Source organism: Massilicoli timonensis (genome assembly GCF_900199515.1).
Lineage (GTDB): Bacteria > Bacillota_I > Bacilli_A > Erysipelotrichales > Erysipelotrichaceae > Massilicoli > Massilicoli timonensis.
This window is the reverse complement of sequence record NZ_LT963434.1, coordinates 1,813,754-1,829,179: the sequence shown is the minus strand read 5'-3', so window position 1 is coordinate 1,829,179 and position 15,426 is coordinate 1,813,754. Positions and strand designations below refer to the sequence as shown.

At 42.5% G+C, this 15,426-nt stretch carries 13 protein-coding genes; 1 reads left to right on the top strand and 12 read right to left on the bottom strand.

Going from position 1 to position 15,426, the window contains the following annotated elements:
• Nucleotides 1-3: 3 nt before the first annotated feature.
• The 12 genes from C1712_RS11145 to C1712_RS11090 form a co-directional block, all read right to left on the bottom strand.
• The gene (locus C1712_RS11145; RefSeq protein WP_180963136.1) at nt 4-1,191 is read right to left on the bottom strand and encodes a CDP-glycerol glycerophosphotransferase family protein; all 1,188 of its coding nucleotides are present in this window, start codon (nt 1,189-1,191) and stop codon (nt 4-6) included.
• Nucleotides 1,181-3,793, bottom strand: a complete 2,613-nt coding sequence (locus tag C1712_RS12925) for a CDP-glycerol glycerophosphotransferase family protein (RefSeq protein ID WP_219718867.1) — start codon at nt 3,791-3,793, stop codon at nt 1,181-1,183. Before C1712_RS12925 ends, C1712_RS11145 begins: the two co-directional genes overlap by 11 nt.
• A gap of 12 nt (nt 3,794-3,805) precedes the next feature.
• On the bottom strand, nt 3,806-4,198 hold the full coding sequence (gene tagD, locus C1712_RS11135) for a glycerol-3-phosphate cytidylyltransferase (RefSeq protein WP_102269213.1): 393 nt from the start codon (nt 4,196-4,198) through the stop codon (nt 3,806-3,808).
• The gene (locus C1712_RS11130; protein WP_102269211.1) at nt 4,198-5,025 is read right to left on the bottom strand and encodes an ABC transporter ATP-binding protein; all 828 of its coding nucleotides are present in this window, start codon (nt 5,023-5,025) and stop codon (nt 4,198-4,200) included. Before C1712_RS11130 ends, tagD begins: the two co-directional genes overlap by 1 nt.
• Before the next feature lie 10 nt (nt 5,026-5,035).
• On the bottom strand, nt 5,036-5,878 hold the full coding sequence (locus C1712_RS11125) for an ABC transporter permease (RefSeq protein ID WP_102269209.1): 843 nt from the start codon (nt 5,876-5,878) through the stop codon (nt 5,036-5,038).
• Nucleotides 5,879-5,995: 117 nt separating this feature from the next.
• A complete protein-coding gene (locus C1712_RS11120) occupies nt 5,996-7,342 on the bottom strand; it encodes an NOL1/NOP2/sun family putative RNA methylase (protein ID WP_102269207.1) in 1,347 nt (448 codons plus the stop codon).
• Nucleotides 7,339-7,791, bottom strand: coding sequence for a nucleoside 2-deoxyribosyltransferase (locus tag C1712_RS11115; RefSeq protein WP_102269205.1), 453 nt, complete (start codon nt 7,789-7,791; stop codon nt 7,339-7,341). Before C1712_RS11115 ends, C1712_RS11120 begins: the two co-directional genes overlap by 4 nt.
• A gap of 167 nt (nt 7,792-7,958) precedes the next feature.
• Nucleotides 7,959-9,329 (bottom strand): MATE family efflux transporter, encoded by a 1,371-nt coding sequence (locus C1712_RS11110; RefSeq protein ID WP_102269203.1) that lies wholly within the window; start codon nt 9,327-9,329, stop codon nt 7,959-7,961.
• 346 nt (nt 9,330-9,675) lie between these two features.
• Nucleotides 9,676-10,908 (bottom strand): hypothetical protein, encoded by a 1,233-nt coding sequence (locus C1712_RS11105; protein WP_102269201.1) that lies wholly within the window; start codon nt 10,906-10,908, stop codon nt 9,676-9,678.
• 164 nt (nt 10,909-11,072) lie between these two features.
• Nucleotides 11,073-11,405 carry a hypothetical protein gene (locus C1712_RS11100; protein WP_102269199.1) on the bottom strand — a complete coding sequence of 111 codons (333 nt, stop codon included), beginning with the start codon at nt 11,403-11,405 and terminating at the stop codon, nt 11,073-11,075.
• A gap of 65 nt (nt 11,406-11,470) precedes the next feature.
• Nucleotides 11,471-12,106 (bottom strand): ATP-binding cassette domain-containing protein, encoded by a 636-nt coding sequence (locus tag C1712_RS11095; protein ID WP_180963135.1) that lies wholly within the window; start codon nt 12,104-12,106, stop codon nt 11,471-11,473.
• 4 nt (nt 12,107-12,110) lie between these two features.
• Nucleotides 12,111-14,174, bottom strand: coding sequence for a DUF1430 domain-containing protein (locus C1712_RS11090; protein WP_102269197.1), 2,064 nt, complete (start codon nt 14,172-14,174; stop codon nt 12,111-12,113).
• Nucleotides 14,175-14,462: 288 nt separating this feature from the next.
• Here C1712_RS11090 and C1712_RS11085 point away from each other — a divergent pair, with 288 nt between their 5' ends.
• Nucleotides 14,463-15,335: a diacylglycerol/lipid kinase family protein gene (locus C1712_RS11085; RefSeq protein WP_102269195.1), complete on the top strand. Its 873-nt coding sequence runs from the start codon at nt 14,463-14,465 to the stop codon at nt 15,333-15,335.
• The last annotated feature ends 91 nt before the right edge of the window (nt 15,336-15,426 follow it).

Here is a 15,426-nt window from a genome sequence, read left to right as displayed (position 1 = left end):
ACCTCATCTCGTCTGTTCTTTCTTAAATACTATATCACAAACACGCTTGCTTGCCCATCCGTCTTCATGCACATGGAAACGCTTATGAAATGCGGAAATACGGTTTTCTTCATATACACCGCCGGCAATATCCGCCAGCAACAAGTCTTCCTCCGTATAGATGCGCCCCGGCAATGTCTCATACAAATCGAAATAAAAGCCGCGCAGCTCATTTGCATAGCTTTCGATGTCATACATATAGAAATAGATCGGCCGCTTTAGGATCGCGTAATCGAAAAAGACACTGGAATAATCGGTGATCAGCAGATCCGCAAGCGGATAAAGCGGGGCGATGTCTGCCTTGGCGTCGATCTCGTAAACAAAGTCTTTTACCTGACTCATATCAAAGGTATTGACGATCAGATAATGCGGCTTGAACAATACGATATACGAATCGCCTAACACCTGCTTCCATTTTAGAAAATCAACTTCCAGCTGAAAGGTATAGCCGGATAGACGATAACTGTTGTCCCGCCATGTCGGCGCGTATAAAATGACTTTTTTATCGGTCGGAAGATGCAGCTTCCGCTTCATTTGTAAAACATCCTGCTCGCTGAAATGAGAAAGAAAATCATTACGCGGATAGCCGGTTTCGATCAAGCGTGCCCGGTCGATGCGAAAAGCGCTTTGAAACACCTCGGTGCAGAAAGGATTGGGGCTGATCATATAATTGTATTTTGCCACATCCCTGTCATAGGTAGTCTGCATCTGCGCTTTGCTCATCTTGGTGCGATAAAAAGTCGTATCATCGCTCACATCAATGTCATGCGCCAATTTTTTTAACGGTGTGCCATGCCACGTCTGTAAATAAATCTGCTCGTCTTTCTTCAGGAAATAATCTGCCAGTTTGCAGTTTACGATCCAGTATTGTGAACGCATCAGATAATAGAAGTAAAACGGACCGTTGTAGCGAATGACCTTAGCGCCCTCGATCTTGCGCTTAGGATCACGCAGCGCCCAGATAAAGCGATAGTTCGCATACTCACCGCAGCTGCGCATATATTCGTAGATGGCTTTAGGATTGTCGCTGTATCCCCGTCCATGAAAAGACAGGAAAAATACCGTTCTTTCTTTTACTTTTACATGACGATACGTATGACGATACAAAAACGCCAGTATTGCGCGGATCGCTTTTTTTGCCTTAATGATCATCGTGCTGCTCCTGTCTGCTTCGATCGAGTACGATTTCTAATATGCGTTTAGAAGCGTTGCCATCATCGATATGGTTGAATTTCTGATGGAAGGAAGCGATCTTTTCCGCGTATTCCTCACGCCAGATCGCCTGTTTCTCAATGGCTTCCACCACTTCCGAAGTCGTACGGCAGATCGGACCGCACGCCTCTTTTTCAAAATCGAAATAGAAGCCGCGCAGGGAATCGCGATAAGCGTCGATATCATAAGTATAAAACACGATCGGACGGCGCAGATTGGCATAGTCGAACATGACCGATGAATAGTCGGTAATCAACAGATCGGATACCAAATACAGTTCCTGAATATCAGACCCCGCACTGAAATCATAGGCGAAGCCCTGGTAAGCGTGAATATCCAAAACATTCATGATCAGATAGTGCATTCTTAACAGCACCACATATTCTTCACCTAAACGCTCCTGCATCAATTTCAGATCCAATTCCATCTTCATCTGATAGTAGCCTTTGCGCACAAAATGATCATCTCGCCATGTCGGCGCATATAAAATGACTTTTTTATCGAGCGGGATCCCCATCTTTTCCTTTAATGAGCGAATATCCTGTTCATTGTTTTTCGTAAACAGCACGTCATTAGCAGGATAGCCCAATGCCAATAACGATTTACGGAATACGAAGCAGCGTCTGAATATATCGGCGGAATACTGATTCTGCGCAAGCAGATAATCCCAGCGGCGGGAATTGGCATAAAACTGCCGCTTGTATTCTACGATATTGCTCTGTGATGCCATGTTCACATCGTCCATATCAAAACCAAGACGTTTTAGCGGCGTGCCATGCCATGTCTGTAAGTAAATCGTCTTTTTGCGCTTGATGATATCACTGTCCTGACGTGTATTGAAAATCCAAAAACCGGCTGTCGCCATATGATAATAGTAGCGAATCGAACGGCGCAGGATCTTTTTACCGGGCGCGCTGATCGTTTCATCGGGATCATTTAAGATCCAGTACATGCGATAAGACTTGCCGATCTCATGGTTGCATAAATATTCATAGAGATATTTCGGATTGCCGGATACATTTCGCCCTAAAAAGCTTTCAAACAAGATCTTGTTTTTACGCACCGGCAATTTCAAAAACAGACGGTACAAACGCTTGCCTAAGGTACGGTAACGGCGTGATTGAAAGACATGCTGAGAAAAAGTCGCATAGATACGGCTGTAATCCAGCTCTTTGATCGTATAGCAATAGCGCTGCTCCCGATAGCCGAGCATCATTTCCAATCCGGATTGCCGAAGCTGTGCGATCATCGCTTCTAAGTCTTTGCAGGGAACCTTCAGCAGCAGTGTTCTTGCACCGCGTTTTTGCAGTCTGGCGCTTTGCCAAGCATCGCCTATTTTCACCTGATATGACAAACCGCGATAAATGGCGCTTACATCCTGCTGCATCCGCATATGGATACGCAAATGCCCAAATAAATGCTCCATATAATTGATCTTGCTGATATGAACCGGCGCAAGGAACTGCACATAGACATTGCCTTTTTGCTTAGTGGCGCTTAGCTGCAAAGAACAAAGCGTTTCGCTGCCCCATGTCGCTTCATACAGGATAGCGGCATTTAAGGTTTTCCCTTTGACGATCGGCAGCATGGCGATCACATCATCGCCTCGTCTTAATTCCAAATACAGATCCCAGCGTTTGGAAAAACGCTTCTGCATTTCTTCCAGCTGTTTTTCGGTAATATGCAAGGTAAACTCGCTTTCATCACCGTCCATATCCACGCTTTCTATCGCACTGTCATCGCCGGCGCAAAAAAGCATTGTTTTTTCACAGTTCTGTATCAAAGAAAGCGGCGCATTCCACTTTCCGCTTACCTCGATTTGTTCATCGTGAGCGATCAGCGCATAGATTTCCGGATGCAGCGCCTCCTCAATGCCTGTAAAAGTAAGCGTTGCCTGTTTTCCCATATCGATCTTTACAAGACTTGCCGCCTGCTCTTGCAGGAAAGGAATCATGCAGTGCAGTGTCTCTTCCACCTGTATCGGGAATAACCGCTCCGCTTTCTTAAAAAATAATTCATATTGCAACCCATGCAGCTTTGTGAAAGCCGATGGCTCAATGGTAAATGCGTGATCCTGCAGCATCGCCAATTCGATGCTTTCTTCCTGATGCACGGCGATCAGACAAAGTCCTTCCACTGCCTGATCTAAATACAGTTTGATCTTACCATCCTCGATGCCAAGTCCCGTACATGAAATTCCTTTGCCAAACGGCAGCTTTTCTATGTCAAAAAGCGCACCTTGCTCATCCTGCCTTAACGCATAACGATAAAGCGCACCGTTCCAAAGCAAGGTACGTGCTTCCTGGGTATTCTCGATTACAGCCGCACGCTCCCCCTGCATCTCGATTTCCATAAGACGAAAGGTCGTATGCGCTCCCATCAGATGCGCATTTTCCTGTAATAAAGTACGCACCGAAAAGAAGCCGTTTTCCACATTGAGCCGCAGCGCTGCTGTTTCTGCCGCCAGATAATAATAGGCATTGCGGCTGCCTTCGATCTTCACTAAGCCAAGATCGCGGTTCATCCTATTTCCCGTTTCCATGTCAAGCTCCGATCAGGACTTGATGCTGAGATCCTGTTTGATCTTGGTAGAGGAAATGCCCTCCGTACGCGGCAAGTACACCACTTCGCAATAATCCTTCAAAAAGTCAAACTTCCCTTTCCAGTCATCGCCCATGACAAAGACATCAATATCATGTTCTTTTACATCACGGATCTTCTGATCCCATGATTCTTCTAAGATCACTTCATCCACATATTTGATCGCCTTTAAGATCTCCATGCGATCTTCCTGCGAATAATAGGCTTTCTTGCCCTTCCCGGCATTGAAAGCATCAGAGGATACCGCAACGACCAGATAATCGCCCTGTGCCTTCGCTCTTTTCAAAATATTCAAATGTCCGACATGAAATAAATCAAAAGTTCCATATGTTATGACCTTTCTCATTATTTCCCTCCTTTCACTTTCAGCAGCACCCGTTCAATCAAGCTGACTTTTACGTTTTTAACAACACGCTTTTGAAACTTCTTTTTACGGAATGCCTTTTTTTCTTCCTCGCTGCGCTGTCTGTCTGCTTCCACATAAGCGTCATAATGATCGCACACCGCATTGATTTCATCATATTCCATCATCTGCCCGCCTTCGATCCAAAGCCCCATATTGCAAAACCTTCGGACTTGACTGAGCGAATGAGAAATGAAAAAGATCGTCTTTCCTTCTTCCTTAAACGCATTCATACGCTTCATGCACTTCTCCGCAAAGCCCTTGTCGCCAACGGAAAGCGCCTCGTCGATAATGATGATATCAGGATTTAAGTTGATCGAGATCGCAAATCCTAAACGGCTCTTCATCCCGCTGGAATATTTTTTTACCGGCTGATCGATGAAATCACCTAATTCCGCAAAATCGATCACTCCGTCAATGATCTCTTTAATCCGTTTTTTCGATAAACCAAGCAGCGCTCCTTTCAGCTTGATGTTTTCTAATCCGGTCAGTTGGTTGTTCAAACCGGAATTGATTGCGATGAGCGCCTGTTCGCCGCTGATCTTTATCGTTCCGCTGTCGATGCTGGAAATCCCCGCTAAGATAGAGGAAAGCGTGCTTTTCCCCGATCCGTTTGTCCCCAGCACTCCGACAACCTCCCCTTTGGGTATTTGAAAACTGATGTCTTTGAGCGCATAAAAATAGACCGGTTTCCCTGCGTTTTTTCCTTTTTTCTTCAGTTTGTAAATTTTTGACACATGGTCAAATACGACCGCACATTCTTTTTCCATGCTTTACTCCTTAGAACATATCAATGAATTTATGTTTGAACTTATACATCAAGAAACTGCCGATTACAAACAAAGTCAAAGTAACCGTCCAAAATACGATCGTCTGGTTTGGGACCGTACTGAAGCCATAATGGTAGTAAAAACAGTCGCGATATCCCTTTACCAGATAATAAAGCGGATTGATCTTCAAAATATTGATAACGGTATAAGCCTGGTCTGCCAAAGCGCTTTTCACCAGCGCCTCTGCCGGCTCCCAGAGCACCGGCGTCAAATATAAAAGCAGACGCATGCAGGAATTTACCAGTTTTTTTACATCGCGGGTAAACATCGTCAATACCGAAGTTACCATGGAGATCGAAATACATAAAAACAAGGTGCAGAACAAATAATAGCCAAGCATCAGCCAGTCGATGTCGCCTAAAGAAAAGCCGGCATGAAAGACATAGACCGCCAATACGATCGGCAGCATGCACAAATGATTAAAAAACTCCTTCAATACGACCGTAACCGGCAAGATCGCTACCGGAAATTTCATCTTTGTGATGACATTCACCTTGGCATGAATGGCATTGCATCCGCCGGTAATGCACTTCGATACAAAAAACCACACAAAAATGCCGACGATCATCCAGTCGATATAGGCAATGCCTAAAATAGAACCGCGATCGCCTCGCAAAATACCGCCGAATACCAGCCAATAGGTCAAGACCTGAATCACCGGATTGGCGAAGTTCCAGAACAGTCCCAGTCTGGTATCGCGCATATCCGCCAGCAGTTCGTATTTAGAGATGGAAAAGATCCGATTCAGATTTCTAAAGTTCTCACTTAATACATAACGGACACTTCTAAACATACGCGTTGCTCCTTACTCCTTGTCCCAATATCACAATGCTTCCGATAATTTAAGACATTATACCATATTCCACTCTAATTGGAAATACGGAAAACATTTCTAACAAAACGGTAAGATTCACCGCTCATAATGCGCGGTTGCACTGAGCCGCAGCCCTTTTGGATAATGGTTTTTGATCTGTGTTCCATCTCCCTTGCCAAAGCCTAGGATGCAGCCTCGATAAGCAATCGCCACATAACCGTGCCAGCCGCTTTTCATGATCAAATTGCCTTGCAGATACGCATACGCTTCGCTTAATTCATGCAAAACGCAGACCTGTTTGAAATGAGACCGCAAAACGGCGCTCATATAAAGGTGATGCATCGGTTCAATGCGCTTTGCTTTACGGATGCCGGCCTGGATTCCTTGCCGTAATACCTTTACTTTCTTTAACAGCAGAAACGGTGTCTTTTTCAAATAGATCAGTCCGTTTTCTTCCATCGCATAAGGAAATGCCTCATCTACGATACCGGCCAGCCATTCTGCCACATCTTTTCGCGGTTTTGCTTCCTGAAAATAGAGTTTGCTGCTTGTTTCCGGTCCGATCTTGCGCATTTTTGCGATGAAATGACCTTCTCCACCATCCATCGGCAAGATGCGCCGTACCTTTTCAGCATCTAAATCACCATAAGCGATCCCGCTTCTTCCAAAGGAAACCGCACAATCTTCCAGTTCCATTTCCGGGTGGCTGCGCAGGAACTGATCGATCACCGCTTCATTTTCCTCAAGCGCATAAGTACAGGTGGAATAAACAAGCGTACCACCGCTTTTCACACAAGCGCAGCCGCTTTCCAAAATGTGAAGCTGCCGCTTTGCACATGCCTGCACATGTGCTTCGCTCCATTCCTCCATTGCCCGCGCATGCTTCTTAAACATGCCCTCTCCGCTGCACGGCGCATCGATCAAAACTTTATCAAAACAGCCTTTTAACTGCTCACAAAGCACACGTGGATCCGCACAGGTTACCATGTTCTCACTGACTCCCATCCGCTCTAAATTAGAAAGCAGCGTCATGGCGCGTCCGCTGTCAATTTCATTGCTTAATAAAAAACCGGTATTTTTTAATTTCGCCGCAATCTGTGTACTCTTCCCACCGGGCGCCGCACAAAGATCCAGCACCCAGTCATGTTCTTTTACATCTAAGATTTCCACTGCACCGGCAGCCGAAGGCTCTTGCAGATAAAACATACCGCCCATATGATAAGGATGATTCCCCAGTCTGGTATCATCTTCTATATAAAAGGTGTCGGCACAGATCGATGCAGGACGAAGTACCGCGATCCCACTTTCCTGTATCTGATCGGCAGTACATTTTAAGGTATTGACACGCAGACCGCGATACGGCGGCTTTTGCAAGGTTTCCAAATAGGCGTCATACTCCTCGCCAAGCATCTGCTTCATCCTTGCTAAAAACTGCTCTTTCATGCCTGCTCTAACAATTCCTTCAGTTTTTCGATCGCTTCCGCAAAGCTGTAAACAAAATGCCCGTGCTTTAACACCCCGCCTAATACATAATGATTCACACCATAAGTAGGAAGTTCATAACGATGCGCATCCCGTAGGCGAATATCACTGTTAATGCCGATGATGATCTTGGTTTTCTCATTCATGATCGCAATCCCCAATTCGCACATGACTCCCGGATCATCATTGGTCAAATCAGCGATGAAAATATCACAGTCTAAGACCGCTTCCGTATCACCGTCAAATATCATCTCCGGTGAAGGCAGCGACGCTTTATTTTCATTAAAGGGCTGATCGATCGGATTAAAGATCTCCAGATTCGGAAAAGCTGCCCGCAGCAGTTCCCCTTCCCGCTTGCGCTGTGCAACTTCCGCTTCATTAAACAAACTGCCCGCTACATATACTTTCATGTTTATCCTCGCTCTCCATTCACTTTGTGTCTCCCTTATTATAGTCTATTTTAGCGCTGGTTACAACGCATGAAAGAAAGAAGCGCTTTTCCCATCTCTCAGCAAAGAAAAAAGATGCCCTTTGACAAAGAGAATGCGGTAAACATTCGCTCTATCCGACATCTTTTTTACATACTTGTTTCTTGCCTCTTTTTTGCCAAGATCTGCGGAAAACGCTTTGAAAATATGATCACCGTTACGCTGACCGCCAAAATATCGGCAACCGCTTCCGCCAACAATACCCCGGTCGTTCCCGGTTTGACAAACAGCGGCAAAAGCAAGATCAGCGGCAAAAGCAAGATCAGCTTGCGCAAAAACGCCAGAAACATAGAAACCTTTGCTTCCCCCAGTGCAAGAAAAGTTTGCTGGCAAGCACTTTGCGCGCCCATAAACATCATGCCGAACATAAAGATTCGAATGCCGGGCACCGCAATCTCCATTAACGCCGCATTGTCAGGTGCAAATAACTCGATATAGAACTGCGGAAACAGCTCGACACTGCCGACCAAAAGCAATGAATAAACAATCAGCGCCTGAAACAGCAAGCGAAAAGTTTTGCGTACCCGTTCATAGTTGCCCGAGCCGAAATTATAGCTTAGGATCGGCTGTGCTCCCTGAGAAAATCCCTGCATCGGCAGCCAAATAAACTGCATGACCGAAAATAAGATCGACATCATCGTAACATATAGATCGCTTCCATAATAAGCAATGCTTTTATTAAAGGTTAATTGCACCAGACATTCCGTCGCCTGCATGACAAAAGGCGAAATCCCTAAAGCCAGCACCGGCATCATGACCGTTCGCTCTAATTTCAGATTCTCTTTACGAATCTTTAAGATCGTACGTTTCCCCACAAGGAAGTACAAAACCCAAAGCGCCGATACCGCCTGTGATAAGATCGTTGCCAATGCCGCTCCACGCACTCCCATATCAAACACAAAGATAAAGATCGGATCCAGAATGATATTGATGATCGCTCCGATGCAAACGGTCGCCATTCCGGTTTTCGCAAAACCTTGCGAAGTGATGAACATGTTTAATCCTAATGCAAACTGCACAAAAATCGTACCGATCAAATAGATGCCCAGATAATCACTTGCATAAGGCAGCGTTTTTTCACTGGCGCCAAACAGCAGCAAGATCGGATCTTTGATCCATAAAAAGACGATCGTAAGTATGATCGCACAGATCGTAAGTGCACTCACGCAGTTCCCCAGTACCTTCTCCGCTTTATCATTGCGCTTCTCTCCCATATGAATAGAGGCTCTTGGGGCACCGCCCATCCCGATCAACGCCGCAAATGCGCTGATCAACATGATGATCGGGAAACTGACGCCCAGACCTGCCAATGCCAGATCACCGACTCCTGCCATTCTTCCGACAAAAATTCTATCCACGATATTATAAAGCAGATTGACTAACTGCGCCAATACCGTCGGCACTGCGAGGGAAAACAATAATTTCCCGATCGGCTCTGTTTCCATACGGCTTTTATTCATACCATCAGTCCTTTCTGATAACTTCATTATTTTATCTCAAAAGTCTGAAAATGTATAGCGCAGGCAATAAAAAAAGACCATAGCGTTCTATGATCTTATACTTTTTCGTTCCAAGTACCCATAGGCATCGGCTCATCTGCCGAAACCGGTGTAGCAAGAGCTGCCAGCATTACGAACATCAAAGTACCTAATAACATTTTTCTCATTAAACACAACCTCCCTATTAACGATATGATTTTACCAAATCTCTCACAAAAAGAAAGAGATTCTTATAAATTGGTTTTTTGCCTTTATTTTATTGAATTTTCCTCATGTTTTATTCCGCAAAAACCACATTTTCTAATGATTACATCGTTTGTAGGATCAAATCTAAATTTTTACTTTGATCGATTATTCTCATCAATTCTAATCGAACCATATATTTAGTGAAGTTATCATCTTTACTAAAGTGCTTGATTATTTTATTTCTGATAAAACGAATTTTCTTATCTCTTGTTTCAAGCAAAGACTGTTCCATAAAATATTCATATAAGTAATAGTCTGCCAAACTATAAAATTTGTTTGTTGTTAATACTTCTAAATCTATATCATATGGCATATCACACATATGTTTACAAAAAACTATATTGGTATAAATATTTCCATCTAAACACAATTTTAATTTACTTGCCTCATGAAGATAGCGTTCAAAATAATACAGAGCTTGATCAAAACAATTCAAAAACACATAATTATGTGCTGCGTTGTTATAAAATTGGATTTTTTTCGCATTTGGAAAAGAAGACTTATTTATTAGTTCTTCCATACTGATCAATGCATCTTTAACCTTATCCGGTTCACATTGAATATAGTAAGTGATCATGCTGTCATAATATTCAAACAGCAGTACATGATTGTCAGTCTCCATTGCCTGTTTTTTCAGACCGGCACTTTTTATAATCCCGCGTTCAAATTCTTCATAATTAAAATCGTACGCCATTGCATGCACAACAACTGGCGGAAATTTACTATATCCTATTTCAGTATTTTGATAAATCTCATGCATCAATAAGCGTGATACCTTCTGTGCTGAATAAACACAATAAAACTCTATCAAATCCTTTATTTCTGTCGGATATAAATGCGCAATGCTAAGATATGCCCTGATCTGCTCTTCGTCTAAATAGTTGATACTTTCAAAATATTCTCTTAGCTCTTCCAAAAACAGCCACAGTAAATACACCCGTATATCCTGACTGGATTTTAATTGTGCAGTCAATTCATCAATCAAAGCGATGCAGGTATCATAACGATAAAAAACAACTGCCTGATGTAACTCCCTGACAGTATGCTGCTCTTGTTCGTTTAACGGAATCGTTTGGCAATATGTTTTTTGATGAAAGTCCAATAAATCTAAATATTGATAATCAGAAACCCCTTGATGCCCCATTCTGCGATAGCTCGTAACAGAACAGCCGATCTTCCCATTATTTGCTGTAAATTCTTTTACGCTTTTTCCGCTGATCTTACGATACGTTTCCAACAACAAATAGATTTCTTCCTTTACCTGCTGTGACATCGTCTTCATTTTATTTCCCATAATACCGCCCTCTTAAAATAACCGTATTTATCTTACCATAGATTCTTTTATCTTCCCACTACTTTTGAAATTATTTCTATCACATTGAATACGCATGATAAGCAGAAAAGGACAAGCGTATTTCCTTCGCTTCTCCTATTTCCTATCACGATGCGTGCTGCTTATTACTTATATAAATCCGAGCCTGCGTGATGTTCATGTGGGGTGCCGGTCGGTGCATTCCACGTACAACTACCGGTCGCATTCGGTTTTACCGTGGCGGCTGCCATTACATTATTGTATGTATCTTTCACATACACGGCTACACGCGCATCTTTCACATCATCACATTTTCCCTGTGTTCCAAATCCATTTGGCGTATCCATTGTCTGGGCTCTTCCATACTTTAAGGTCACGCTGCCCGGATCCGGAATCTTCTTCATATCCGCAAACACAGTTGCTCCCGATGCGGCTATCAAAGCCATACTGCATAAAACTGTTTTGGTGATTTTCTTCATTTTCTTTTCCTCCTTTCACCAAATTTATATCATCATATTACAGAAACAATATGATCATATCCCCGCTATGAAATCATGATCGTCCGATCTGCCACCGCAATCATCTCTTCATCATGTGTAACGACCACGATCGTTTTCCCTAACTTCTGTAAGTTCTTTAATAAGTCAAACACGATTTTTTTATTTTCGTGATCCAAGCTTCCCGTCGGTTCATCTGCCAAGACCAGATCACAAGGCTTGATCAAAAGCCGTGCAATCGAGATCCGCTGCTGTTCCCCTCCCGAACATTTATAGACCTTTTTATTTTCATACCCTTCTAAACCGACTGCCTTTAACGCTTCCGCAATCTTCGTTTTCTTATCTTTGATCTTCTGATTTTCTATCGCCAGCATCATGTTGTAATAGACGCTCTCATTTTCCACTAAGGCAAAGTTTTGAAACAAATAACCGATGTGATGCTTCAACATTTTTTCGGCGCGCATGGAAAACGGTTTGATATTCTTTTCCCCAAATAAGATGATATCTCCGCTGCTTGGTTTATCCAACAAACCGATCATATTCAACAATGTCGATTTCCCGCTTCCGGATTTCCCCGCAATCGCCACAAATTCATTTTCTTCTACTTCCGCATAAAAATCTTCGAATACCTGCTGATCGCCAAACGCTTTGCACAGTTTTTTCACTTCTATTATTTTTGCCATCGCTCTACTCTCCTTTCAGCACTTCCACGATACGATTTTTTTCAAAATGCGTAATGATCACGTAAGCCGCCGCTAATTCCACTATCATCGCCAATGCAGTAAACGCCAATATGTCAAACAATGCGATATGCAGCCGGAAATATCCGTATAAAAGCGGTATTGCATATGCACCTAAATTTAGTTTTATCATATCGCCATGTCGTTCCCAATAACTGCTTCCATTCAGATAACGCACCGCAAACTTTGTCTTGTTCTCAATGAAGTAGATAAATATATTTTCATATAAGAAGGTGCAGATGATTACCAAATAAATAACAAACAAGGATAAAACCGATATCAGATCATCTTTTACTTTCTCTTTCATTATTTGATAGTGCTGCTGCGATGTCGCCAACAGTACCTCATCCTCTAATCCGACTTCATGCAGGTACTGATTCAATTTTTCCTTTTTTTGCTCATCGTCTAAATAGATCGTCATGTACGAATAATTCCATTGACAGTCAGAATCCATTTTAGTTTTCACATAGATGATCGGATCATCTGCACCGAGAAAGCCATTCATAGAGCTATAAACATCAAGATTATCAATATGATAGCCGTTCTTCAAAACGATGATTTCCCCATCATAGTACCCCTTGTTGTTTTCCATTCCATAGTAACTCAAATCTTGATATTGGTACTTTTCCGGAACTAATAATTGATCTTGTTTTAACTTTGAAAGATCCAGTTTCTTGCCGTCAGTTGTATAAAGATCATAGTTTTCCAGATAATTCTGATTTACGACCACATACGGATATTTTATCTCCGGAATATATTTTCGCCAATCCTGATACCAGCCCCCGTTTTCATTAAAATACTCTCTCATCTTTATGATGATCGGTCCTAAATTGCCGGTATTTTCTTTCAAGCCATAGATGAACAATAAATTGGATAATACATGCCCCTGCTCATTCATATAGAGAGCGGTTTGTGCTTGCCGTATCCCTGTTTTTGTAAAACTGATCAACGGTTCTATGATCAGTATGATCACAACGATTTTTAAGATCATATTGATGATCGGAATCTGCTTTTGCGTATTGCTTCGCTTGATGGAAGAAATCTCTTTCCTATTCCAAATGAACAAGATCATAACGACTGCCAACACCAGTATCATACAGCTGTAAATCGTGAAATAGCGAAGCAGTATGTCAATCAGTCCATGCGTTGCGGCAGTGATCTTGCCGACAGCGAAATAAAAGCAGATGATCTGTACAACGATATAAATAAGGAAAAAAGCAAGTAATTCCCATAAATATTTCCTCATGAAAATGGAAATTGACGACATCCCCTGCATTTTCCTGATCAGGATCTCTTTTCGTTCCTGCACGATTTTACATAGAAACAGCAATACCATTGAGATCAATGATACAAACAACAGCAGTACGATCAGTTGATTGACTGCGGCAGGTTTTTCGGCGGAATGAAAAATGCTCGCTTCATCTCCTTCTCTTATATACTGTTTCAGATTAGAGTGATTGAGCTGATAGATAAATTTCTCCGGATGCGCTGTGATAAACCACGCTGCCAGAAACGGCTGTTCTCCTTTTTCAAAAAAACGATCAAAGTAATGAAACTCAAATTTATCGCCGTATGCTTTCAGATATTCACGATTAACCGTTTCAATATAGCCGGTTGCCTGCTCATCATTCACATTAGTCGTATAGTATGCGTTATGGTCATCAAAACATATCTGCTTGCCATCGTACAAAAAGAAGGTTCCATCAAATATCCGGCAATCTTTTGTATATACATAATAGCTGGAAACATCGGTAAAATCCGGATGCTGATCGGTTCTTCCACCGAACACGATCAAATCGTTCTCATCGGCAAAATCCATGATATCCTCCAGCAGATTACCCTTGCCATCATCAGTAAGAACCACCCGATATGACGTTTGATTTAATGCTTTACTGATGCTGCTTGTCGGATTTTCTAAATTGAGCCATTCAATCTCTCCATACTCTTGGAAACTGATATGAAATACCAAAAAGGAAATAAATACGATGAATACGGAAATAATTTTTTTCATGGTCGATCACCTACACTTTTTATATGAAGATATGATAGTAATGTTGTTCTAATTTAAGCATATCAAGTGGTTTCTTGTAAACACTTTTTCATAAATTGGTTTTTTAACTATAAAAACGAACAAATACTTTACTTTTGACAAGAGAAAAACCAATTCTCTTATTCCTTTGCCATAGCGTATGTTCGCGTATCTGATGTCCTATAAAACAGCAGATAATCCGTACATTTCATTGCACATCGGTTTTGAATCATGTAAAATGAGTAAGGATAACAAAGGAAGGGAATTTACATGAAACATGTGGTCATCATCAATCGGATGGCAAAGCAGAAAAATCTAAAAGAATTATTGAAAGAGATGGAAACGACCTTTCGTGCACGTGCGCTTCCTTATGCGATTCATCTTACCAAGGGCAGTGCGGAGGCAGACGCCATTATCGCTTCTTACCATGATCCATGCCGCTTTTATATATGCGGAGGCGACGGCACTTTGCATGAGGTCATCAACGCATTGCAGGGTTCTTCCCATGAATTAGTGCTGATTCCCTGTGGTACCGGCAATGACTTTTCCAGAATGTTGAAGGATCGAAAAGATATCCTCGCACATTTTCGCCACTCGCTCGCAAAAGAGGCAAAGGCGATCGACGTGCTGAAAGTAAATGATCATTATTGCATCAACGCCGCTTGTTTTGCGCTGGACAGTGATATCGCCAAGCACGTACATGATGAAAACTGGTCGCTGATTCCTCGAAAACTGGCATACCTGACAACGGTCTTGCGCAGAGTGTTTGTCTATCCATGCAATGAAGTGGAACTGATTGCCGATGGCAGGCATGTATATCAAGGAAAAGCCTTATTTCTTGCCTGCAACAACGCGAAGTTTTACGGCGGCGGTTTCTGCTTTACTCCTGACGCCAAATTAGATGATGGAAAAATGGATGTTTGCTTGATTCGATCTTTTCCCAGATGGCGTATCTTATATAAGTGTCCTGCCTTGCTTGGCAATAAGCCACAGCGATTAAAGGAGTGTTCGATCTTTCAATGCGAGCATCTGCAAGTTCTGTCAAAACAGGGAATGAATTTGGACGGAGAGCCTTACCCGGATGATAGAATCGAGATAACGGTATTACCGAAAGCGATCAGACTAGTGAATGAAATAAAATAAGGATCAGTGTCATAAAACGATGACGCTCATCCTTTTTTCATGGCATTCGATTTCCGCTGTTTTCAAATATCATAAAGAACAAAACGCGTGC